17 protein-coding genes are annotated in these 23915 nt (G+C 74.1%); 7 read left to right on the top strand and 10 right to left on the bottom strand.

The genetic code is table 11. The features are described 5' to 3' along the window. Positions 1-171: 171 nt before the first annotated feature. On the top strand, positions 172-2370 hold the full coding sequence (locus tag AB0G50_RS13870) for a tetratricopeptide repeat protein (protein ID WP_360106906.1): 2199 nt from the start codon (positions 172-174) through the stop codon (positions 2368-2370). A 93-nt stretch (positions 2371-2463) separates the two neighbouring features. Continuing rightward, complete coding sequence (locus AB0G50_RS13875) at positions 2464-4563, top strand: tetratricopeptide repeat protein (protein ID WP_360106909.1); 2100 nt, start codon at positions 2464-2466, stop codon at positions 4561-4563. Positions 4564-5045: 482 nt separating this feature from the next. Here the strand turns inward: AB0G50_RS13875 and AB0G50_RS13880 are convergent, their stop codons facing one another. After that, a complete protein-coding gene (locus AB0G50_RS13880) occupies positions 5046-6203 on the bottom strand; it encodes an MFS transporter (RefSeq protein ID WP_360106912.1) in 1158 nt (385 codons plus the stop codon). Positions 6204-6258: 55 nt separating this feature from the next. Between AB0G50_RS13880 and AB0G50_RS13885 the strand changes: the two genes are divergently transcribed. Together AB0G50_RS13885 and AB0G50_RS13890 are read left to right on the top strand one after the other, a co-directional pair. Further along, on the top strand, positions 6259-6633 hold the full coding sequence (locus AB0G50_RS13885; RefSeq protein ID WP_360106915.1) for a MerR family transcriptional regulator: 375 nt from the start codon (positions 6259-6261) through the stop codon (positions 6631-6633). 90 nt (positions 6634-6723) lie between these two features. Continuing rightward, entirely contained in the window at positions 6724-8952 is a 2229-nt protein-coding gene (locus tag AB0G50_RS13890) for a M20/M25/M40 family metallo-hydrolase (RefSeq protein ID WP_360106918.1), read from the top strand. Here the strand turns inward: AB0G50_RS13890 and AB0G50_RS13895 are convergent. The 3 genes from AB0G50_RS13895 to AB0G50_RS13905 all read right to left on the bottom strand — a co-directional run bounded on the left by AB0G50_RS13895 (position 8942) and on the right by AB0G50_RS13905 (position 11161). Continuing rightward, a complete protein-coding gene (locus AB0G50_RS13895) occupies positions 8942-10183 on the bottom strand; it encodes a lipase (RefSeq protein ID WP_360106921.1) in 1242 nt (413 codons plus the stop codon). The two genes, AB0G50_RS13890 and AB0G50_RS13895, sit on opposite strands and share 11 nt — an antisense overlap. Positions 10184-10297: 114 nt before the next feature. After that, entirely contained in the window at positions 10298-10915 is a 618-nt protein-coding gene (locus tag AB0G50_RS13900; RefSeq protein WP_360106924.1) for a class I SAM-dependent methyltransferase, read from the bottom strand. 69 nt (positions 10916-10984) lie between these two features. After that, positions 10985-11161: a hypothetical protein gene (locus tag AB0G50_RS13905; RefSeq protein ID WP_360106927.1), complete on the bottom strand. Its 177-nt coding sequence runs from the start codon at positions 11159-11161 to the stop codon at positions 10985-10987. A 533-nt stretch (positions 11162-11694) separates the two neighbouring features. On the opposite strand from AB0G50_RS13905, the gene fxsT reads away from it, so the two are divergent. After that, a complete protein-coding gene (fxsT, locus tag AB0G50_RS13910; protein WP_360106930.1) occupies positions 11695-15399 on the top strand; it encodes an FxSxx-COOH system tetratricopeptide repeat protein in 3705 nt (1234 codons plus the stop codon). Next, positions 15377-16369, top strand: a complete 993-nt coding sequence (locus tag AB0G50_RS13915) for a hypothetical protein (RefSeq protein WP_360106933.1) — start codon at positions 15377-15379, stop codon at positions 16367-16369. Before fxsT ends, AB0G50_RS13915 begins: the two co-directional genes overlap by 23 nt. A 221-nt stretch (positions 16370-16590) precedes the next feature. Here the strand turns inward: AB0G50_RS13915 and AB0G50_RS13920 are convergent, their stop codons facing one another. From AB0G50_RS13920 to AB0G50_RS13945, 6 genes are all read right to left on the bottom strand, one after another. Continuing rightward, positions 16591-18864, bottom strand: a complete 2274-nt coding sequence (locus tag AB0G50_RS13920) for an ATP-binding protein (RefSeq protein WP_360106936.1) — start codon at positions 18862-18864, stop codon at positions 16591-16593. Then, the gene (locus tag AB0G50_RS13925) at positions 18861-19832 is read right to left on the bottom strand and encodes a hypothetical protein (RefSeq protein WP_360106939.1); all 972 of its coding nucleotides are present in this window, start codon (positions 19830-19832) and stop codon (positions 18861-18863) included. The genes AB0G50_RS13920 and AB0G50_RS13925 overlap by 4 nt, the downstream gene beginning before the upstream one ends. A 245-nt stretch (positions 19833-20077) precedes the next feature. Then, positions 20078-20683, bottom strand: coding sequence for a response regulator transcription factor (locus AB0G50_RS13930; protein WP_360106942.1), 606 nt, complete (start codon positions 20681-20683; stop codon positions 20078-20080). 70 nt (positions 20684-20753) lie between these two features. Beyond that, positions 20754-21812, bottom strand: coding sequence for a histidine kinase (locus AB0G50_RS13935; RefSeq protein WP_360106945.1), 1059 nt, complete (start codon positions 21810-21812; stop codon positions 20754-20756). 16 nt (positions 21813-21828) lie between these two features. Beyond that, positions 21829-22563, bottom strand: coding sequence for an ABC transporter permease (locus AB0G50_RS13940; protein ID WP_360106948.1), 735 nt, complete (start codon positions 22561-22563; stop codon positions 21829-21831). Then, positions 22560-23465, bottom strand: a complete 906-nt coding sequence (locus AB0G50_RS13945) for an ABC transporter ATP-binding protein (RefSeq protein WP_360106951.1) — start codon at positions 23463-23465, stop codon at positions 22560-22562. Before AB0G50_RS13945 ends, AB0G50_RS13940 begins: the two co-directional genes overlap by 4 nt. A gap of 111 nt (positions 23466-23576) precedes the next feature. Here AB0G50_RS13945 and AB0G50_RS13950 point away from each other — a divergent pair, with 111 nt between their 5' ends. After that, positions 23577-23744, top strand: coding sequence for a hypothetical protein (locus AB0G50_RS13950; protein WP_360106954.1), 168 nt, complete (start codon positions 23577-23579; stop codon positions 23742-23744). Positions 23745-23915 lie beyond the last annotated feature (171 nt).

A 23915-nucleotide genomic window follows, 5' to 3' on the forward strand; every position in this document is an offset into this window, starting at 1 on the left:
TGACCGCAATGCACACCCACGTCGTGGTGCCGATCGTCGAGTTGCTGATCGTCCTGTTCGGCTGAGACCGGTTGGGCCGATCGGTGGCCGGTCGCCCGGCACCGGGGTGAACCCGGGTGCCGGGCCGCCGACTTCGGGTGCGGTTCCGGGCCGGTGCGCGACCATGAGGTCATGGACGACCGGTCGACACCTTTCGGCAGGGAACTGCGGCGGTTGCGCGTCGGCGCGGGCTACTCGCTCGCGCGACTCGCGACCCTCGCGTTCACCACGAAAGGGCAGTTGAGCAAACTGGAGAACGGGCTGGCCACGCCCGCGCCGGACGTGGTGGAGGCGTGTGAGAAAGCGTTGCGCGCGAACGGTTCCCTGCGGGCTCTCGCGGTCGGCGCGCGTCGACCCGTCCGACCTGCGGGACCGAACGGCCTTCCTCCGGTGACCCGGTACTTCACCGGGCGCCGGTACGAGTCGGAACGGCTCGCCGCGGCGTTGCGCGAACCCGCGGCCGCGGTCGTGCTCAGCGGGATGGCCGGTGTCGGCAAGACCGAGCTGGCGGTGCGCGCGGCCCGGGAGGCGCAGGCGTCGTTCCCCGACGGGTGCCTGTTCCTCGACCTGCGCGGGTACCACTCCGGCGGCGCCGAGGTCACCGCCGAGGACGCGCTGGACACCCTGCTGCGCACGTTGGGCGTGCCGGGCGACGCCGTGCCGCCGGACCTCGACGGCCGGGCCAACGTGTACCGGGACCTGGTGCGGGGCAAGCGGGTGCTGCTCGTGCTGGACAACGCGGCCGACACCGACCAGGTGCGCCCGCTGCTGTCCGCCGAGCCGGGTTGCCGGGTGCTCGTGACCAGCCGCAAGCGGTTGGACGCGCTGGACGACGCGGTGGGCGTGCAGGTCGGCGAACTGCCCGCGGCGGAGGCGGCCGAGCTGTTCCGCGCCACGGCGGGCGACCGGGAGGGCGACGTGGCGCGGGTGGTGGAGCTGTGCGGCGGGCTGCCGCTGGCGGTCCGGATCGCCGCGGCCGTGCTGCGGTCCCGGCCGATGCTGACCGTCGACCTGCTCGCCGACCGGCTGGCCGTCGAGTCGCAGCGGCTGCGCGCGCTGGTGGACGGCGAGCGCAGCGTGGAGGCCGCGTTCGCGCTGTCCCTCGACGGGCTGCCCGAGCCGCAGCGCCGGATGTTCGGCCTGCTCGGCCTGCACCCCGGCGGCGAGGTGGAGGTGGCCGCGGCGGCCGCGCTCGGCGGGCTCGACCCGCTCGACGCGGACACCCTGCTCGGCGCGCTCGACCACGCGAACCTGCTGACCCTGCTGCCCGACGACCGGGTCCGGCTGCACGACCTGCTGCGGCTGTTCGCGGTCCGGCACGTGCTGCCGGGCGTGCCGGTGGAGGAACGGGAGCGCGCCGTGCGAGACCTGCTGGACCACGCGCTGCGCCGGCTGCACGCGGCCGACGAGCGGATCGCGCCGCACCGCTACCGGCCGGACCTGCCGGCCGCCGCGGCCGCGGTGGAGGGCTTCGAGGACCGGGAGGCCGCGCTCGCCTGGCTGGACCGCGAGTGGCGGACCCTGGCGGAGCTGTGCCGGATCGCGATCGACCGCGGTCTGTCCGACCTGCCGTGGCGGTTCACCCACCTGCTGCACGGCTACCTGTTCCAGGCCAAGCTCTGGACGCCGTGGATCGCGCTGCTGGAGGAGGTCGTCGCGGCCACCCGCGCGGCGGGGGAGCGCCGGCCGTTGGCGATCACCCTGAACAACCTCGGCGTGGCCCGGTTCGACCGGGGCGACCTCGAGCCCGCGCGCCGCGACTTCCTCGCCGCGCTGGAGATCCACGAGGACCTGGCGGACCGGCACGGGATCACCAGCGCCCGCTCCAACCTCGCGTGGATCGACCACTACCTGGGCGAGCACGACTCGGCGCTCCACCACCTGGGCGTCGCGCTGGCCGCGTACCGGGACCTCGGCAACGACCGGAACGCGGCGATCACGTTGCGCGGCACGGCGTTGGTGGAGGTCGCGCTGCACCGGCACGACGACGCGGTCGCCCACGCGGTCCGGGCGGGCGAGGAGTTCGTCCGGCTCGGGCTCGACCTCGACCTGGTGATGACGTGGAACGCCCTGGGCTGGGCGTACTTCGCCGCGGGCAAGCTCGACCTCGCCGCCGACCACTACCGGCGCGCGCTGGAGGGCGCCGAGCGGATCGACAGCCGGTACGAGGCCGCGCGTGCCCGGACGGGGCTGGGTAACGCCGCGGCCGCGGCGGGCGAGAACCTCGTGGCGGCCCGGCACTGGGCGGACGCGGACGAGTTCGACGGCGTGCTCACCCCGCTCGTGGTCGGCGAGGCCCGTGCCCGCGCCGACCTGGCCGGAACCCGGTAGCTCCCGTCCGCGCCGGGGGTGATGCCGCCCTGCGTGGAATCCATGCGGTAGATCTTGTGCGACGAGGAGCGGCCCGGCGGACGAAGGACGGCGATGGGCGAGGACAACGCGACGCGCAACGATTTCTCGGGTGCGGCTTCCACCGTCGTGCAGGCGGGGGTGATCAGCGGCGACGTGCACGTGCACGTGCGGGAACTGGTGGGCGGCGTGCCGCGGCAGCTGCCGCCGAACGTGCGGGAGTTCGTCGGCCGGCGGGAGAAGCTGGACGAGCTGAACGCCGTGCTCGGCTCGGGTGAGGACCGGACGTCGCCGCGGATCGCGCTGATCACCGGCACCGCGGGCGTGGGCAAGACGGCGCTGGCCGTGCACTGGTCGCACGAGGTCAGCTCGTTCTTCCCGGACGGCATCCTCTACGCCGACCTGCACGGCTACGGCCCGGAGGACCTGGAGGTCGGCGCGGAGGCGGTGCTCGCGTCGTTCCTGCGGGCGCTGGGCGTGCGCGGCGACGACGTGCCGGACGACGGGGCCGAGCGGGCGGCCCGGTACCGCACGCTGCTGGCCGAGCGGCGGGTGCTGGTGGTGCTGGACAACGCGCGCAGCGAGGCGCAGGTGCGGCCGCTGATCCCGGCGTCGCCGTCGGCGGCCGTGGTGGTGACGAGCAGGCAGACCCTCACCGGGCTGATCGTGGACCTGGGCGTCGAGGTGCTGCACCTGGACGTGCTGTCGCCGGGTGACGCGACCTCGTTGCTGCGCACCGCGCTGGGCGCGCGGGCGGACCGCGAGCCGGACGCGGTGACCGAGCTGATCCGGCACAGCGCGGGGTTGCCGCTGGCGCTGCGGGTGCTGGTCGGCCTGGTCCGCTCGCGCGGCGCGCTGCCGCTGGCCGACCTGGTCGACGCGCTGGCCGACGAGCGCGACCGGCTGGACGTGTTCGACACCGGCGGCGACGTGCACACGCAGGTGCGCGCCGTGTTCTCGTGGTCCTACCAGCACCTCACGCCGGACGGGGCCAGGATGTTCCGGCTCCTGGGCCTGTTCCCGGGGCACGGCGTGGACCGGTTCTCGGCCGCGGCCCTGGTCGGCGTGGCGCCGCAGACCGCGGCCAGGCTGCTCGCCGGGCTGCTGCGGGCGCACCTGGTGGTGGAGGACGGCGCCGGCCGGTTCGGGATGCACGACCTGCTGCGCGCCTACGCGGCGGAGCTGGTGGGCGAGCACGAGCCGGTCGTCACGCAGCTCGCGGCCACCGACCGGGTCTACGACTACTACCTGCACACCGCCGACGCCGCCGACCGGCTCGTGACGCCCGCGCGGCTGCGGGTGCCGCTGGACGGCACGCCGCGTCCCGGGCCCCGGTTCGCGGGCCGGGACGAGGCGCTGCGCTGGCTGTCCGAGGAGCGCGACACGATCGCGACCCTGTTCGTGCTGCCGGACCGGGTGTTCGACGCCCGGCGGTGGCAGCTCGCCTACACCATGCGGGGGTTCTACTTCCTGGCCAAGCTGTGGGACGACTCGGTCCGCGCCCACGAGGCCGCGCTGTCGGCCACGCAGCGGCTCGGCGACCTGCGCGCGGAGGCCACCACCCGCAACAACCTCGGCGTCGCGCTGCTCGAACGCGGCCGCGCCGACGAGGCGGAGGAGCACTACGTCGAGGCGTCCCGGCTGTACGAGCAGGTGGGCGACGCGCGGGGGATGAGCAACGCGCTGGTCAACCGGGCGTGGATCGCCTACTACCGCGGCGATCACGAGGACGCGTTGCGCGACCACCTCAAGGCCCTGGACTCCTACCGCGCGTCGGGCGCCGAGCTGAACGCCGCGATCACGTTGCGCGGCGTCGCCCTGGTCGAGGGCGACCTCGGCCGGTTCGAGGACGCGGTGGCGCACCTGGCCGAGGCGATGGTCGTGTTCCGCCGCCTGGAGTCCGACCTGGACGCCGCGATGGGGGAGAACTGCCTGGGCGAGGTGCACCTGCTCGCGGGGCGGTCGGACCTGGCGCTGACGGCGTTCGGGCGCGCGGTGGAGTTGGCCGCGCGGTGCGGGAGCAGCTACGAGGAGGCCCGCGCGTCGGCCGGCACCGCGCGTGCGTCGGCGGACCCGACGGCCCGGGCGGCGGCCTTCGCGCGGGCGCTGGAGCTGTACGAGGCCCTGGGCGCGCCGGAGGCGGACCGGGTGCGGGAGGAGGCGGCCCGCGCCTAGGGGTGTGGGGCGTGGTCGGGAAGTGTTGGTGGGTCGGGCTTTCCGGGGCGGGGACGAGTCGGGGGCGCCGGTCGGCGGGGTGGCGTCGGGCGCTCGTCGGGCTTGACCGAGGTGGTCGGGCCGCGCGGTCGGCGACGGGTGCGCGCACTGGCCGGGCTCGGTCGGCGGGCTTGGTCGGCGCGTCGGTCGGCTGGGCGGTGGTGCCGCGCGCTGTGCTTCCGTTCTCGCCACCTGGCGCGACCCGCGGTTCTTGGTGCCGGCCTGCTGGGCGGTGGTGTTGTTCGCGCTGTGCCTCGGTTCTCGCCACTCGATGCGACCTGCGGCTTTTGGTGCCGGTGGGCTGGGCGGTGGTGTCGCGCACTCCGCGGTGGCGGCGTGCACACCGCCGACCGTCGAGTCCGGTCTCGCGGTGGCGGCGTGCGCCCCACTTGCCCGCGGTGGTCGCGCGGCCCCCGGGTCCGCGCGACCACCGCGGCACGCCGTCAGGTCCGGCGCTCCGGTGGCGGGAAGGCGTTGCGGTTCAGGGCGGCGAGGAAGGCCGGCACCAGCAGGACCAGTGCCGCCACCGGGAAGGCGGTCGGGCCGCCGTGGTCCAGGATCAGGCCGCCGAGGACGCCTCCCGCCGCCATCGCCGCGTTCCACAGGGTGACCAGGGCCGCCTGCGCGGCGTCCGCGTGGGCGCCGCCCGCGACCGCCGCCGCCGTCTGCGTCAAGGTCGGGACGCTGCCGAAGGCCAAGCCCCACAGGGCGATCGCCGCGTACACCCACACGCCGGTCGCCAACATCGTGGCCGCCACCGCGAACAGCACGACGGCGCCGAGGGTCAGCAGCCGCAGCCGCCGGTCCACCCACGTGCCCACCACCGCGATGCCCGCCACCGACGCGATCCCGAACACCAGCAGGGCCACGTCGACCCGGTCGCCCAACCCGAGGTGCCGCAGCAGCGCCGCGACGTAGGTGTACAGCACCGCGTACGCCAGCACGACGGTCAACGTCACCACCAGCACCGCGCCCACACCCGGCACCCGCAGCGCGGCCCGCACCGACGCGCCCTCGCCCCTCCTGCCGGGCAGGTCCGGCACCACGGCGCCGATCCACCCGAGCAGCACCACCGCGAGCACCGTCATCGTCGCGAACACCGGCCGCCACCCGACCCACTCGGCGGCGAACGTGCCCGCCGGCACCCCCAGCGACAGCGCCACCGGGATGCCCGTCATCACCACCGCGAGCGCCTTGCCCGCCAACCCCTCCGGCGCGATCCGGCGCGCGTGCCCGGCCAGCAGCGCCCACACCACGCCGGCCGCGACACCGGCGACGAACCGGGCGGCCAGCGTCACGGCGAACACCGACGACACCGCCGTCACCGTGTTGGCCAGCGCGAACCCGGCGACACCGGTGAGCAGCAGGCGCTTGCGCGGCCACCCCGAGGTCGCCGCGGCCAACGGGATCGCGGTCAGCGCGGTGCCCAGCGCGTACACCGTCACGAGCTGACCGGTCGCCGCCTCGGACACCCGCAGCGACGCGCTCATCCCCGGCAGCACGCCCGCGGGCAGCGCCTCCGTCAGCACGGTGGTGAACGCGGCCGTGGCCAGCGCGGCCAGCGCCGGCAGCGGGAGTTTCCGCGTGGTCGTGGTTGTCATGCCGACTATCCTCAAACCTTCACACCGATGTGAAGGTCAACCACCGGGGGGCGACATGAGGATCGGACAGCTGTCGGAGCGGACCGGGACGTCCCGCCGCCTGCTGCGCTACTACGAGGAGCAGGGTCTCATCCTGTCCGACCGCGCGGCCAACGGCTACCGCGACTACCACGAGGTCACCGTGGACCGGGTGATGCAGATCCGCGGCCTGCTCGACGCGGGCCTGCCGACCCGGATCATCAAGCAGATCCTGCCGTGCCTCGACCAGCCGAGGGTGATCCACTTCCCGGACGCGACGCCGGAGATGCTCGCGACCCTGGAGCACGAGAAGGCCCGGATGACCGAGCGCATCGAGTGCCTGACCCGCAACCGGGACGCGATCGGCGAGTACCTGCTGGAGGTGCGGGCCCGGATCGGCACCCGGCGCTGAACCGCCCGCCGAAAAGTCCACTGTGGACGGACTTCGGGCCGGCGCGATCGGGGGCTCCCGCCGGCACCGCGCGCGGGCTAGGGTCACCGGATGACTCGGTCCCGGGCGGTTCCGGCGCTGCTGGCGGTGGTCGCGGCGGTGGGTTTCGTCGCGGTGCAGGCGTTCCGGCCGCCCGCGCCCGCGGGTGCCGACGCGCCCGCGGACCGGTTCTCCGCCGAACGCGCGTTCGCGCACGTGGAGCAGATCGCCCGGCGGCCGCACCCCGTCGGCTCGGCGGAGAACGAGCGGGTGCGCGGCTACGTCGCGGACCAGGCCCGCCGGTTCGGCGCGCGGGTCGAACTCCAGGACGGCCGGGTCGCGGTGCCGCGCAAGGGCGTCGTGCGGATCGCGGTCGCGCACAACGTGGTCGCGCGGGTGCCCGGCACCGACCCGTCGGGCAAGGCCCTGCTCGTCGTCGCGCACCACGACTCGGTCGCCACCGGTCCCGGCGCGTCCGACGACGGCGCGGCGGTCGCGGCGATGCTGGAGTCGTTGCGGGTGCTGGGAACCCGGCCGGTGCGCAACGACGTGGTGTTCCTGTTCACCGACGGCGAGGAGATGGGTCTGCTCGGCGCGGAGGCGTTCGTCCGGGCGAACGGGGTCGACCGGTTCGGCGCGGTGCTCAACTTCGAGGCGCGCGGCAGCGGCGGACCGGTATGGATGTTCCAGACCGGTCCGGGCAACGCCGACCTGGTGACCGCGTTCGCCGGCGCGAGCAGCAGGCCCATCGCGAACTCGTTGGCCTACGAGGTCTACCGGCGGATGCCGAACAGCAGCGACTTCACCGTGTTCCGGGACGCCGGCGCCACCGGGCTGGACAGCGCGTTCATCGAGCACGTCGAGGACTACCACTCGCCCTACGACGACCTGGCCCACCTGGACCGGGGCAGCCTCCAGCACCACGGCGAGACGATCACCGGCCTGGTGGCCGCGCTCGGTGCCGCCGACCTGACCGCGCCGCGCGGGTCGGACGCGGTGTACTTCGACCTGTTCTCCCGGGTGCTGGTGCACTACCCGACGTGGCTCGGCGCGGTGCTCGCGGTGCTGACCGTGCTCGGGTACGTGGTGGTCGTGGTGGTGCGCCGGCTTCGGGTCGCGCCGCTGCTCGCGGTCGCGGGCATCGCGGTCGGCGCGGTCGCGGTCGCGGCGGGCGCGGCGTTCGGGGTGTGGGCGCTGATCGCGTGGGCCCGGCCGGGGCTGGCCTTCCTGGCGCTGTCCGAACCGCCCGAGCGCGGCTGGTTCGTCGCGGGCTTCCTGGCGCTGGGTCTCGCGACGCTGTTCGCCGCCGCCCGGCTGCTGCGCCGGTTCTCCCACGCCGAGGTGCTCGGCGGCGTGCTGGGCCTCGCCGCGGTGCTGCTGGTGGCGACGACCGCGTTCGCGCCGGGCGTGGGCTTCCTGTTCCAGTGGCCGCTGCTGCTCGGCCTGCCCGCGCTGTGGTGGACGACCCGGCCGCTGCTCGCCGTGCTCGCGCCGCTGACCGCCGCCGCGCTCTACCCGCCGCTCGTCGGCACGCTGCTGGTGGCACTGGGCATGCCGCTCGCGGCGGCCGGCGTGCTGTTCGCGCTGCTGGGCGGGATCCTGCTCGCGCCGCTGCTGAAACCGTTGCGCGGCAACCTGATCACCTCCGGTGCGATCGCCCTCGTCGCGGTCGCGCTGCTCGGCGTCGGCACCGCCCGGTTCTCCTTCGACGGCGCCGATCGCCGCCCGGACTCGCTGATCTACCTGCTGGACGCGGAGAAGGGGTCGGCGGACTGGTTGTCCGCCGACCCCGCGACCGACGCGTGGACCGGCAAGGCGCTGGGCGCGAACCCGGACCGCGTCGACCTGACCGCCGACTACCCGGTCCTGGACCGCCCGGTGCTCAGGGCGACCGCGCCGGTGTTCACCCTGCCCGCGCCCACCGTCGCGGTGTCCTCGGACACCACCGCGGGCGCCGAGCGGGCGGTGGACTTCGTGGTCCGCCCGACCGGTCGCACCTGGCGCACCCAGCTCACGCTGCCGCGCGCAGGACTGCGCGGCTGCCAGGTCGGCGCCGACCGGCTGGACCCGAAGTCGTTGCCCGGCAAGACCTCCCTGACCTTCGAGTTCTACGGACCCGGCGAGCTGAGCTGCCGCTTCGACGCCGGCCCGCCGGTCACCGCGACGGTCGTGGACCACTGGATCGGCCTGCCGGACGAGGCCGCCGCCGTCCTGGGTCCACGACCGCCGGACGCGATGCCGGTGCAGTCGGGCAACCGGCCGTTCGACGCCACGCTGGTCCGCACCACGCTCAGGCGATGAGGCGCACGTCCGGGTACCGCGGCGAGGCGCCGCCGAACAGCGCCGTGGGACGGCACTTCAGGTGCAGGTCGAAGTACGCGGCCAGGTAGTCGTGCTGCGCCTTCAACGACCGTTCCGGGTCGATCGAGCCGACCAGCGCCACCCGCACCTGCGGCGACACCAACGACGTCAGCTGCGGCACCGCGAACTGGAGGTCGGTGAAGCTGTAGTGGGTGCTCTTGTCGAAGTGCAGGTCGCGCTTCCACCCGCGCTGGTTCGGCCAGAAGTCGGCCCACGTCGGCTCGAGCGTCCGGTCCGCGTGCGAGTGCTCGACCACCTTGCCGTCCTTCACCGAATCGCCGCCCACCAACAGGAACGGCCGGTCGAGCCCGTGCTTGACGACCTCGCCGGGCTCGTAGGGGTTGCTCGAGTAGCCGAGCGTGCCGTCGACGTTCACCCCGGCGTCGATCCGCCGGTCCCGGTACATCGCCTCGCCCGCCGTGTACCCGCCGAACGAGTGCCCGAACATGCCGACGCGGGACAGGTCGAACGAGCCGACCAGCCCGCGCGGCAACGGGTCGCGCTCGGCGTCCGGGTTCGCGCCCCGGCCCAGCCGGGTCATCTCGTCCAGCACGAACCGGGTGTCCGCGACCCGCGTGTCGATCGTCGTCTTGCGGCCGGCGGTCGTGTCGATGTCCGCCAACGCGGTTTCCACCCGGCCGCCCGGGAACTCGACCGCGCCCGACTCGTGCGTGTGCGAGAGCGACACCACCACGTACCCGCGTGAGGCGAGGTCGTCGGTCAGACCGGCGTTCAGCTCGCGCACCGAGGTGAGCCCGGGCGAGAACAGCACCACCGGCCACGACGACGACCGGTCGACCGCCGCGTCCACCCGCGCCTGCCGCCGCACGCCGCCCCAGTCCACCGAACCCCTGGGCAGACCGAGGAAGGCCGGGCTCGACGCGAGCGCGTCCACCGCGCCCGCCACCCCCGGCGTCATCCACGCCGCCCGCGGCGCCGCGCCCGGCCGCGCCGGGTAGGTCACCGTCACCATCAACTCGCGCCGCTGCTCAGGCTTCCACGGGTCGGCGCGACCCGGGTCGACCAGGTGCAGATCCGTCGTGCCCACGGGGTACTTGCCGGACAACGCCGGTGTGCTCACCTGCGCACCGGCTGCCTGCGCGGTCACGGGCGCCACGACGGCCAGCGCGACCGCCAATCCCGCGACCGCGACCGGAATTCTCTTGTCCACTGCGGACCCCTCCACTCGCGCGGACGGCCCGGATGCCGTCCGCGCGATCACTGTGTCAGGGCGAAACCCGTTGGCGCGTCAGCCTTCCGACCGACCGCGCCTCTGTCGCCGGACCTACTTCAGCCGGCGGATCACCAGCACCCCGTCGTCGGTGGTGCCCGCCACGCCCTCCGGGCTGGTGACCTCGCGCGGCACCACCTCGTCCACCTCCACCCGCCAGTCCGGGCCGAGGTCGAGCGAGGCCAGCACCTCCGGGTTGGTCGGCAGGTGCACGTCGTGGTGGCGCTGCTCGGTCGCCCACGTCGGCCACCCGACGTGCCCGACGACGAGCAGCACGCCACCCGGCGCGACCGAGCCCAGCGCCCGCCGGATCAACGACTCGCGCTCGCCGTCCAGCGCCACCGGCGAGTGCAGGAACTGCGCCGACACCAGGTCGAACTCCCCTGCGGGGAAGGTCTCCGCCAGGTCGTGCACCTGCCAGTCGACCACCACGCCCGCGTCCGCGGCCGCCTTCTCCGCGCGGGCCAGCGCCGCCGTCGACACGTCCGCGCCGGTCACCCGCCAGCCCTGGCCCGCGAGCCAGATCGCGTCCGCGCCCTCGGCGCACCCGAGGTCGAGCGCGGTGCCCGGCGTCAGCTTCGCGGCCTCCCGCTTCAGCGCCACGTTCACGTTCCCGGACCACACGGGCCGGTCGCGGTAGAAGTCCTCCCAGAACTGCGCCGTCTTCGTCATGGGCGCACTATCCGGCCCGACCGGCCGCAGCGCCAAGCCGCGTTGCCGCTCCGGCAAGATCCGGGCCGGTCACCCGGCCGGGCGCAGGTCCCGGCCGGTGGCGACCAGGTACTCCCAGGTCCGGCCGCGCTGACCGGGTGTGGCGGCGTCGTCCGCGGTGCGCACCGGGTAGACGAGGCCGAAGGGCGTCGGCTGGTCGAAGACGTCGCCCGTGCGGGCGTCCACGAGATCGCGCACGTGCGCCATCACGACCTCCTCGGCGACGAAGCGGCGAGGTGTGCGGTGCGAGGTGGTGTGCTACCCATGTTCCTGCTCCTCGTACAGCGGGAGCGGACCCCGCCCGTCTTCCGGCAAGTCGCCGGGCGGGGTCGCCCGAAGGTGGTGGGTGGGACCCCTGTGTACCCCCTGAGCAGCGTCGACATGCCGTTGCCCGCTCCGGCATCCGGGTGAATCCGGTTCGCCGGCCCAGGATTGCGGTCCACAACGGATCCGTCCGCGTCGGACAGGACAATTCCGGGACGGTCACCGGACCCTCTTGCGCCGATCGGGGCATTTCCCACATCGCGTTCGCGGTCGCACTACGATGGGGAATCGCACCGCACCGCCGCAGGGGGAAGGTCCGCGAAGATGGTCGCGTTTCGCCGAACACCACGCGGTTCGCCCTGCCTCCATTCGAGTGAGCACGCATTCGGATCCGCATAAAAGCGGACGAGGCAATTCCACCGGCGGCCGACGGGCGACTGGAGAAGCAGATGAGCGGCGCGACGAGACCCTCTGTCGTGGCATTCCTTTCCGCGGTGGGCGGCGCGGGCCGGACGAGCGCACTGGTGAACCTGGCCTGGACCCTCGCCGCGGCCGGCCGCCGGGTGCTGGTCGTCGACTGGGGCTCGGAGTCGCCGCGGGTGCCCGAGTACCTGGAGCCGTTCCACGCGGGCCGGGTCGTGCTGCCGCCCGAGGCGGGCCGGCTGCTCACCGCCGTCTACAGCGCGCCGGGCCTGAAGCCGTCGTTCACCGTGGACCGCTACGACGTGCCCGGCCCGACGCACGGGCACATCGACGTCTACGCGCCCGGCTCGGCCGGCGGCGACGTGCCGCTGGAGGCCGGTTCGGGCGCGTTGCGCGCGGAGTTGTCCGCGCTGGACTACGACCACGTGCTGATCGACGCCCCGACGGGCGGCACGGACACCGGCCTCACCCTGATCGCGGACACCGCCGACACGGCCGTGGTGTGCTTCCAGGCCCGCTCGCGCGCCATCCCGCGCGCCGCCGGCCTCGCCCGCGAGCTCAAGAGTCGGGTGCGGGTCAAGCTCGACGTGGTGCCGGTGGCGTTGTGGGTCGGCGGCAACCGCGAGACCGAGCGCGACCCGTTCGTGGAGATCGACCGGCACTTCGCCGACTTCACCGCGCCGGGCGCCCACCCGGTGCGCATCCCGTTCCGGTCCGACGCCGCGCACGGCCCGCGCGTCGCGGTGCTCGCCGAGGACGACGACGGTCCCGACGGGTCGGTCGCCCAGTACGGCAGGCTCGCGAGCGCGGTGACGGCGGGCGAGGTCGACGCGGTGCCCGCGCCGCACCCGCGCACCCGGCGGCTCTACCGCGCGCACATCGGCGTCGAGGCGGGGCCCGGGGACCAGGCGATCCACGTCGTCTACGCGCCCGCCGACCGGGTCTGGGCGGACTGGGGCCGCGACGTGCTCGACCGCGCGGGCGCGACCACCGTGCCGGCGCGGGCGGACCGGCTGCCCGACGGCGCGGAGCCTGCGGAGGTGCTGCTGGTGTCCTCGGCCGAACTGGCCGCGGTCGCGAACGGGAACCTGCCGCGGTCGGCCGGCGTGGTCCGGCTGGTGGTCGAGGCCGGCGGTCCCGAGCCACCGCGCTCCGGTACCGCCGTGCTGGTGCCCGGCGCCCGGGAGGAGGTCGTCGCGGCGCGGCTGCGCAAGCACTTCGGACTGTTCGCCTCCGACCTCGACGTGGTCGAACTCCGGCGGTTCCCGGGTCGCGCGCCGGACGTGCTCGCGCTGCCGTCCCGGCACGAGCGCCTGGTGGGTCGCGACGACGACCTGGAGGCGTTGCGCGCGGAGGTGCTCCTCCGGCCCGGCGCGTTCGTGGTCGGCGGCTCGGCCGGCATCGGCAAGAGCGCGCTCGCGCTGGAGTACGCCTACCGGTTCGCGGGCGACTACGACCTGGTGTGGTGGATCCCGGCGCACGACGCGGGCGCCGAGGCGATCGCGTTGACCAGGCTCGAGGAGGGCATGCGGCAGGCGGTCGCCAAGAACCGCCGCACCCGCCAGCAGGCGCCCGCCTCCGGCATGACCTCCGCGCTGGACGCGCTGGAGAAGGGCTTCAGCTTCCCGCGCTGGCTGCTGGTCTACGACAACGCGGACGTGGCCGAGATCCTGGCCAAGGCGGAGGCGCTCGGCGGGCCCGGCACGGTGCTGATCACCGCCGACACCGCCCAGCCCGACCTCGGGCTCGACGCGCTCGCGCCGGCCGACGCCAAGGCGCTGCTGACCGCGAGCGTGCCCGGCATCCTGTCCGACGAGGACGCCACCGAGGTGGCCGAGGCGGTCGGCCGCACCCCGCTCGGGCTCCAGCTCGCCGCGGCCTACCTGGTCGAGTCGGTCGACGCGGACCGCCGCTCCGGCGGCACCGGGCCGAAGGCGGTGTCCGGTCCGGTGCGGACGTTCCTCGACCGGTTCGAGGAGCAGCGCGACCAGGACGGCGAGGTCGCCGAACGGGTGTTCGCGGTGCTGCTGGACGCGTTGCGGGACGACGTGGCGGGCCCGGTCGCGGTGCTGCTCGCCGAGCTGTGCACGTTCCTCTCGCCCGAGGGCGTCGGGCTGGAGCTGGTCCGGTCCCGCGCGATGATCGACGCGCTGGTGGAGCTCGACGACCTGCACGCCGCGACGCTCGCGCTCGACTCGGGCGAGATCGACCGGGTGCTGTGGACCGGTGTCCGGTGGGGACTGTTCCAGGTGGACTGGGGCCGCAACGACTCCCTGCGGCTGCACCGGGTGGTGCGGCGGGCGTTGCGCGGCGCGATGCCCGCCGACGAGGCCCGCCGCCGGCAGGCGCGGGTGCTCGAGGTGCTCGCCGGGTTCGCGCCCACCGAGGTGGACGAGGTCGACGGCGAGCGCGCGAAGCACCGGGTCGGCCGGTTCCGCGAGTTGCAGAAGCACGTCTTCGCGTCCGACGCGCCCGCGAGCGACAACCCGAGGGTGCGCCGCTGGCTGGTCAACCAGCTGCGGTTCCTGTTCACCGACGGCGGTGTCGGCGTCGACCTCGGCACCACGGACCTGGCGCACGAGCTGCTCGCGTCGTGGCGCGACCGGTTCGGCCCGCGCGACCCGCTGGCCGCGCGGCTCGGCGCGCAGCTGGCGAACCTGGAGCGCCGGCACGGCCGTCCGCAGGTGTCCTACGAGCTGGACCAGGACGCGTTGCTCTACCAGCGCCGCACCCTGGGCCGCGGCCACCCGCAGACGTTGATCAGCACCCGCGGCCTCGGCGGCGACCTGCGCGGCCTCGGCCAGTACGCGGAGGCGGTGCAGGAGGACGAGACGACCTGGAAGGGCTTCCTCCAGGCGCTCGGCCCCGACCACCCGCACTCCCGCTTCGCGGCCAACAACCTGGCCAACTCGCTGTTCCTGTCCGGTGACACGAGGGCCGCGCTCCAGATCGAGCAGGACAACCTCGACCGCCGCCGCCGGCTGTTCGGCCCGGAGTCGCGGCACTCGCTGCGCTCCCAGGTCAAGCACGGTGTGTACCTGCGCGACCTCGGCCACCTGCACGAGGCCGAGCAGCAGCTGCGCGAGTCCCGCGACCGGTTGCGCGACCCGGCCGTGCAGGGCTCGGAGCTGGAGGTGCTGGGCGCGCAGTGGCAGCTCGCGATCACCGAGCGCCTGCTCGCGGGCCGCGAGCGCAACCCGCTGCGCGCCCGTCGCGCCCGGGACCGCAACGGCGCCGCGTGGCCCGAGATGCACCGGCAGCACAACTGGCAGTTCCACCCGGACACCCAGGGGTGCCGGCTGAGCTTCGCGATCGACCACCGGGTGCTGCGCGAGCCGGGCAAGGCCGTCGCGCTCGCGCGGGACGTGCTGGCCGAGTTCCGCGGTCGACCCGAGTACGACGACGACCACCCGTTCGTCGCGCTCACCCGGCTGACGCTGGGCACCTGCCTGCACGCGGCGGGCGAGCACGAAGAGGCCGTCGGCGAGATCGACTTCGCGCACGAGCGGCTGCGCACCCGGCTCGGCCCGGCGCACCCGTGGACGCTCGTGGCGCGCAACGCGTCGATCCGGTGCGCCGCCGAGGACCACCCGGTCGAGGCCGCGCGGTTGTTGGAGGAGTTGCACGCCGACTGCGCGGAGTACCTCGGCGAGCAGCACCCGGTCACCGACGGCGTCGCGGCCAACCTCGATGTCGTGCGGACGTCCGGAGCGGACGGGGACTGGAGGGATCTGGATGTCGACATCCCCACGACGTGACGCGGAGTCCGGCGACGTGGAGCCGCACGTGGAGGAAGCGCGGTTCCTCGGCGAGGAGTTCACCGAAACCCTGGAGGCGTGCGTCTCGGCGGTGCGCAAGACGCCCGCGCTGGCACACGTCTCGCACTACGGCGAGGGCCTGTTCAACCTCTCCGCCGACCGCCTCGGCCCGGACTACCGCGGCCGGGAGGCGTTGCGCGGACTGGGCCGCCGGCTCGACTCGTTCGTGGCGCGGGTCGAGACCCGGCTCCTGGGCGCGCGCACCGGCCTGCTCATCCGCACCGTCCTGCACACCGCGTCCGGCTCGCTCCAGTGCAACTCGGTGGTGCCCGGCCAGTCGGTCGTCGGCCTGAGCCGCGGCGTGCCGCCGCCGGACCTGGCGCTGTCGCGCACGCCGGAGGTGCTCCAGGCCGACCGGGAGCTGTCCGCGTTGGCGACCGCGCTGCGCAAGCTGGTCCGCCAGTTGTCGCAGAACCCCGGCGGTTACGAGAGCGAGGGCGAGACGCCGTCGCTCACCTCGCTGCACCCGCCGCTCGAACCGTGGAGCCGGACCACGTCCGACGAGCTGCCCGCCGGGTTGGCCCGCGCCTGCCTGGACGCGGTGCGCGCGGAGGACCTGCACTACGTCGCCTACTGCACCACCGACGGCGTGGGCTTCGAGGCCGACCAGTTGGCGCACCCGTCGCTGCGGTCGTTCTTCGTCGGCATCACGGTGGAGGCGCGCCGGAACTTCTACCGGGTGTTCAGCCGGGAGCTGGTCGACCTGGCGCGCCGGTTCAACCAGCTCAACGCGGGCGTCGGCCCGGAGGGTCCGCTGCTGCGCCTGGTCCTGGACGTGGAGCAGGGCGCGATCTACTACTACCGGCTCAACCCGCGCGCCTACCTGGTGGGCGTGACCATCGACCAGGAACAGGTCACCAACGCCGACCACCGCCTCGCCGACCTGGCCCGCCCGTACACGACGCGCTGACCCGGATCCGAGGTGTGCCACCACGACATGCGCCTGGTCCGGGCGGCGGTGGGCGCTGCCGCCGGAACGGGCGTGGGTGTCCGAAGTGGAGCGGGTCCCGGCCGTCGGAAACCGGCGCGGTGTGGCCGTAGTGCGGGCCTGGGCCGTGCCGCCGGAACGGGTGCGAGGACGCCGGGCACCGGAGCCGGAGCGGTGTCGGGGGAAGCGCGTCCGGTCCGGGGTCAGCCGCCCGAGCGGGTCGGGCGCAGGACGGCATCGCGGACCCGGGCGCTCAGGTCGTCCAGGGCCAGGTGCAGGTCGGCCTGGCGGTTCGGGCGGCCGATGTCGGCCATCGGGCCGGACGCCTGCGTCCACGGCTGGTCGGCCAGCGGGTAGAGCCGGTACAGCGGCAGGTACTCGGTCACCGCGTCGTAGGAGCGGCACAGGTCGTCCAGGCCGGACTCGGCCTCGCGGTCGACCGGGCGGGCCACCGCGTCCGTCTCGCGGTACCAGCGCTCGACCGCCGCCTGGAAGGCGCGCACCGCGTGCGACACCAGGTTCGCCACGCCGAACGCCTCGACGTGCACCTTCGAGTACACCCTGGTCTGCACGTCGGACAGCACCGGGTCGGGCTCGGGCCCGAACGCCTCGGTCAGCATGACGTCCAGCTGGGTCACCGAGTCCAGCGCGTCCACCGCGGCGCGGAACAGCTGCTCGACGGACGCGGGCAGGACGGGCGCGGCGGACTCGGCGACCGGCGTGCCGATCCGCCGCTGGACGTCGGTCAGCTGCTGGCGCACCGCGCCGAACTGCCGGTCCGCCGCCGACCGCACGCCGTCGACGTGCTCGGCGAGCTGCTCCACGAACCCGTGCAGGCTGGCGTACTGCCGGTTGACCTGGTCCAGCCGCTGGTGCAGCGAGCCGAGCGAGTCGCCGCGCTCGCGGGACGGCAGCCGCCACACCGCGGCCTGCACGGCGGCCTTGAAGTCCTCGGCGAAGCTGCGCACCCGGTAGGTCAGCGGCTCGCCGCCCAGCGGTCCGCGCAGCAGCACGGCCTGCTCGCCCGCCACCACGCCGTGCACCACGAGCACCATCTCGACGTCCGACTGCGCCTCGCGCACCGCGACCACCCGCCGCAGCACCTCGTCCACGTCCGCCTGGTCCAGCACCGACTCGCTGAACAGCACCGCGCACGCGCCGGTCCGGTCGCCGAAGGTGATCCAGTAGTCGACCTTGCCGTTCACCGTCACGTAGTGGTCGCGCTGGTAGGTCCACCCGTTCGCGTCGAGCACCCGGCGCGCGGCGGCCTCCACGTCCTCGGCGCGCAGCGCGCCCCACAGCTGCCGGCTCTCGTCGCGCACCAGGTCGACGGTCACCTCGCCGTCCGGTCCCGCCGCGCGGTAGAGCCGGTGGCACATCCGGATCACCTGGCGCGGGTTGCCGGCGGTCAGGTTGACCAGGTAGTCGACGGTCTCCCGGGTGAACGGCGCCAGCCGCGGCCCGCCGAACTCCACCGCCTGCGCCAGCTCGACGTACTCGCGCGCCTGCTCGGTGCTCCAGTTCGGCATCTCGACCGGCATCACGATGCGCTGGGCCGTGCTGGGGTCGATCGCCTCCCAGAACGACGGGCTGCCGCACAGCACGAGGCACGCGCCCGCCTTGAGGAACACCTCCAGCAGCGACTGGAACGCGGTCGCCACGCTCCCGTCGACCTCGGTGGCCTGGGTGAAGATCTTGTCGAACTCGTCGATGACCAGCAGGAACCCGGTCCGCGAGCCGCCGAACAGCAGCGCGAGCACGCCCATCGCGTCCAGCACCTCGGTCAGGCCTGAGATGCGCCGGGTGATGCCGCGGTCGACCAGCGCCTGCGCCGGCTCGCCGCCGGTCAACCACGCCCAGACGACCTCCTCCAGCTGCGGCTTGAGCATCAGCGTCAGCGCCTGGCCGAACATGTCGTCCTCGGTGACCGCCCGCAGCTGCGCCAGCACGTCGCGCAGCAGCGCGCTCTCGATCAGCCGCAACTGCCGCACCACCCGCTGCGGCTCGACCTCGCGGCTGCGCAGCAGCGCCACCGCGTCACCGGCCAGCCCGGTCTCCTGGAGCTGCTTGGCCACTATGTCGGCGTAGAAGTCGCTGACCCGCGCGCGCACCCGCTCCCGGCCGAGCGACCGGGTCATCCGCTCGTAGACGCGCGCCAGGGTTTCCGCGGTGGCCTCGATGTGCAGCGAGCTGTCGGGGTTGCCCAGGAGCGAGTCGGCGAACCGGACCAGGTGCCGCGCCAGGTGCGTCTTGCCCGTGCCGTACTCGCCGAGGATGAGCACGACCGCGCCCTCGGGCCTGCCCTCCGCGTCGGACTGCCGGCGCTCCACGTAGGACCGGACCGTGTGCTCGGCGCGCCGGATCGCGTCGGTCACCACGGTGACGTCGGCCTCCTCGCGCTCCTGCTTGTCGGCGATCCGCGCCACCGCGTTGGGGGAGAACGGGTTGTGTGGCGAAGTGCCCTGGTGGCCGCTCATGTCTTCCCCGTTCCGCCGGCCTGGCGGCCGACCTCGGCGGTGATGTCCTCTTTGGTCACCACGTCGTCGTCGCCGTACCCGGTCCGCTGGTCCATCAGGTAGCCGTAGGTGCTGTGCATGCTCCGCTGCAATTGGGCCACCGACCGCACCCAACCGCTCGCCCAGTCCAGGGTTTCCTCGAGCAGGCGCGGGAACCCGCCCTCGTGCCCGGCGAACCGCTTCCGCACGAACCGGTGCACGTCGCCCTCGCGCAACTCGCCCAGCCGCAGGTCGACCAGGCCGGTGAAGGACTCGGTGGCGCGGACGACCTCGCGCACGTCGTCCGGTCCGAGCGCGGTGGACTCGAGGAAGAACAGCACGCGGCCCCGCGCGTACCGGGCGTAGGCCACGACCTCGCGGGCCAGCGCGACCTCCGGCAGCAGGACGACGAGCGCGTGGTCGGCCCGCAGGTAGCCCCCGAGGTTCGGGTACACCCGGTGGGGCAGGTCCCGGTGGCCGCGGAACTCGTCCACCACCTCGGGCCGCAGCACGCCCAGGTCGCGCACCTGGTCGAACAGCTGGTCGCACACGACCGACATCCGCTCCGGGATGCCGATCGGGTCGTCCGGGTCGGCGGCCTGCGTCACGTCGACCACCTCGACCCGGTGCCCCCGTCGGCCCAACTCCTGCTTCACCCAGCCGGCGCAGCGGTTCACCAGGGCCGACTTGCCGCACCCGGTGTCGCCGGTGACGAGCGCGACGCGGCCGCGGCGCAGCATCGAGTCGAAGTCGCCCATCTCCCGGTGGAACCGGGCGTACTCGGCGAAGGACCCGTCGACGTCGACGTAGAAGTCCTCGTGCGACTCGTGGTCGAACGGGCGCAAGGGTTGCATGGGCGAGTCGAACCAGGGGACCGCGAACGGGTTCACCCGCTTGTCGGTCATCACGCTCTCCGCGGCGATGCGGATAACAGCGGGGATGGCGCGCACGGCGGCAGTGCGACCGGTGTCGCGTCCGCGCCCCGCATCCGTTCCCCCTGCCCGACGTCGGATGCCAACTGTACCGATGCGTGAATCGACGGGTGGGCGAATCTGTTACGCCCGGTTGTCCGATTCGGCGGACCCGGTCGCCACTCTTGGTGACTTCCGCTGCTCAGCCCGGGAAAGGGGGCTATTCCCGGTCGCGCGGAATGGTCCGGAATTCGCCGATCAGGGTCGTCATTCCGATCGGGTGGTCACAACCACCCGTTGTCCTCGGCCACCTTGACCGCCTCCGCCCGCGTCCGCGCCCCGGTTTTCCCGATCGCGGCGGACAGGTGGTTGCGCACCGTCCCCTCCGACAGCCGCAACGTCCGCGCCAGGTCCGCCACCGTGCCGCCGTCGCCCGCCCGCGCCAGCACCTCGCGCTCGCGGTCGGTCAGCGGACTGCGCCCGTTCGCCAGCGACTCGGCCGCGAGCACCGGGTCCACCACCCGCATCCCGAGGTGCACCCGGCGGACCGCGTCCACGAGCTGCTCGGGCGGCGCGTCCTTCACCACGAACCCGGCCGCGCCCGCCGCCATCGCGCGCGCCAGGTACCCCGGCCGGCCGAACGTGGTGCACACGATCACCCGGCACGTCGGCAGCGCGGCGCGCAGGTCGGCGGCGGCGGTGAGCCCGTCGAGACCGGGCATCTGCACGTCCAGCAGCGCCACGTCGGGGTTCGTCCGCCGCGCCGCGGCGACCACCTGGTCGCCCGAGCTGACCTCGGCCACCACCTCGATGTCCGACTCCAGCCCCAGCATCGCCGCGAACGCGCCGCGCACCAGCGCCTGGTCGTCGGCCAGCAACACCCTGATCACCGGACCTCCACTCGTCGGCCCACTCCTACCACCGGCGCCCGGTCGCCGCGCGGCCCCGCCCCGCCGGTGTTCACGCGACCTCCGCCCGCAGCCGGTACCCGCGCTCGCCCAGCGGACCGGCGTCGACCGTGCCGCCGACCGCGGCCAACCGCTCCGCCAACCCCCGCAGACCCGTGCCCGGCACGCCGGTGCCCGTGCCGCGGCCGTCGTCGCGGACCTCCAGCCACCGGTCGCCCAACCGCACCTCGCACCGCCGGGCGTCGGCGTGCCGCAGCACGTTCGTCACCGCCTCCCGCAGCACGTACCCGAACACGCCCTGGAGACGCGGGTCCACGTTGTCCACGGCGTGCGGCAGGTCGGCCTCGACGCCGGCGGCCCGCAGCGCCGCCCGGGCGCCCACCACCTCGGCCGACAGCGACACCTCGCGGTACCCCGACACGGTCGCCCGCACGTCGCCCAGCGCCTGCCGGGTCAGCAGCTCGATGTCGTGCACCTCGTCCCGCGCCCGCGCCACGTCGTCCTTCTCCAGCAGCCGCCGGGTCAACCCGGCCTTGAGGGTGATCGTGGTGAGGCTGTGCCCGAGCACGTCGTGCAGGTCGCGGGCCAACCGGTTGCGCTCCTCGGCGACGGCCAGCGCGGCGATCTCCTCCTGCGCCCGCCGCAACGCCTGGTTGGCCCGCATCAACCGGTTCATCGCGAACATGCCCAACGTCACCGACGCCAACGTGCCCAACGACCCCGCGTCCCGCGGCAGGTCCCCGGTCACGAACATCGCGACGCCCAACCCGACGAACACCACGCCGTCGAGCACCAGCGCCACCCGCAACGGCAACGCCAGCGCGGACAACGCCATCACGTAGACCATCAGGCCCGCGTACTCCAGGCCCAGCACCCCGACGACGGCCAGGCCGACCGCGGTCAAACCCAGGCACCACCCGAGCCGGCCCCGGTCGCCCGCGCCGTCGCGGTAGAGCGCCTGCGGCAGCCCCAGCCACCCGACCGAGTAGACCACCAGCAGGGTGACCGCGGCGACCCGCCAGGCGCTCGGCCGACCGCCGGTCGCCACCTCGTAGACCACCTGGGGGATGTAGACCAGGACGAACAGCGAGCTGAAGGCCAACCTCCGCATGGCGCCAACCTAGGTTCTAGACCCGGCCCGCGCGGAACCGGCGTGCCGCGACCAGCCCCAGCGCGAGCACCCACACGCCCAGCACCAGCAGCGCGTGCCCGACGTCGGTGCCCGGCACCAGCGGCGCCTGCGCCAACTCCTTGGCCCAGTACGTCGGCAGCACCTCCATCAGGCCGCGCAACCAGCCCGGCGCGGCCTCGGCCGGGATCCAGATGCCGCCCAGCAGGCCGAACAGCAGCGACGCCGCGCCGGTGATCGCCTGCATGCCGTCCGCCGTGGCGATCAGCCCGATCACGATGCCCAGCAGCACGAACGGGATCGCCGCCAGCCACAGCGTGCCCAGCACGGCGAACCACTGCCCCGCGCTCAGCTCCACCCCCTCCACGGTCGCGCCGATCACGCTGACCAGCAGGATCCCGGGCAGCGCCACGAGCAGTCCGAGCAGACCCTTGCCGAGCACGTAGCCCAGCGGCGTCAACGGGGTCAGCCGCAACTGCCGCTGCCAGCCGGACGCCCGTTCCACCGCGATCCGCGCGCCGGTCGCGAGCGGACCGGACATCACCCCGAACAGCGCCATGTTCATCATCAGCGACGTCACCACCGACAACCCGTTGGGGAACGTCTGGCCCTTGCCGCCGTAGAGGTTCACGAACAGCAGGAACATCACCGACGGCAGCGCCACGGTGAAGATCAGGTAGCGCCCGTTGCGCACCGCGCGGCGCACCTCCAGGCCCAGGAATCGGACGTTCACGCCTGCTCCTCCCCGGTGAGCGCGAGGAACGCTTCCTCCAGGCCCCGCGCGGTGATCTCGATGTCGTGCGCCCGCGGGAACCGCGCGAGCAGCGCGCGCAGGGTGGTGTCGGAGTCGTCGCACACCAGCAGCACCCGCTCGTTGCGGGTTTCGACGGAGCGCACGCCGGGCAGCGGCTCGCCGTCGTAGTCCGGCACCACGGCGCTGATCGTGCGCCCGGTGACGGTGGCGCGGACCTGGGCGACGGACCCGTCCGCGACGATCTTCCCGGACCGCATCAGCACGACCCGGTCGGCGTACTCCTGCGCCTCCTCCAGGTAGTGCGTGGCGAACAGGACGGTGCGGCCGGTCGCGGTGAAGTCCCGCATGGACTGCCAGAACTGGCGGCGCGTCTCGACGTCCATCGCCACCGTCGGCTCGTCCAGCACCAGCAGGTCCGGGTCGGACACCAGCGCGAGCGCGAACCGCACCCGCTGCTTCTGGCCGCCGGACAGCTTGGTGCAGCGCCGGTTCGCGAGCTCGGCGACGCCGGCGCGCGCCATCACCTCGGCGACCGGGAGCGGCTCGCGGTGCAGCGCGGCGACCAGCCCGAGCGTCTCGCCGACGGTCGCGTCGTCCAGCAGCGACCCGCTCTGGAGCATCGCGCCGATCACGCCGTCGACCACGGCCGCGCGCGGCGACCTGCCGAACACGCCCACCTCGCCCCGGTCCGGCTCGGTCAACCCGAGGAGCATGTCGACGGTGGTGGACTTGCCCGCGCCGTTGGGCCCGAGCAGCGCGACCACCTCGCCCGGCGACACGACGAGGTCGACGCCGTCGACGGCGCGCACCTCGCCGAAAGCCTTGTGCAGACCGCTCAGCGCGACTGCGGCGCCGGCGCGGACAGCTGTTGACTGTGTCATGGGGCAAGCCTGTCGCGCCGGGCGTGCCGGTGCGGGGGCCGACCGTCACGACCCCGCCATGACATCCGTCATGGGTGGTTGACCCGAGCCCCGCCGGGCAATCCCGGTCGCATGGCGGACGAACGGCACGAGCCCGACACGGCCGAGCAGGAAGCCCGGCTGGACGAGGTGCAGCGCAAGATCGACGAGGCGAAGGCGATCGCGGCGGAGCTGGCCCTCGCGAACCCCGACACGCTCCCGGAGGCCGACCACGACGAGAGCCCGTCGCCGGCGAACTGAGGCGGACGGGACCGGCCGGGCGGCCCGCGCCGACCTGTTCCCCGGTGATGGCAACGGCCTCCGGCGACCTCGGCCCGGCCGCGGCCCGAGCCGACGGGGCCGGTGGTGGTCGACCTGCGCGAGAGGTCGAGCCTGCCCGCCTGCCGCCGCCTGCCCGCTCGTGTGCCTCCT

It is taken from the genome of Actinosynnema sp. NPDC020468 (assembly GCF_040642015.1).
In the GTDB taxonomy this organism is placed as follows: Bacteria; Actinomycetota; Actinomycetes; order Mycobacteriales; family Pseudonocardiaceae; genus Actinosynnema.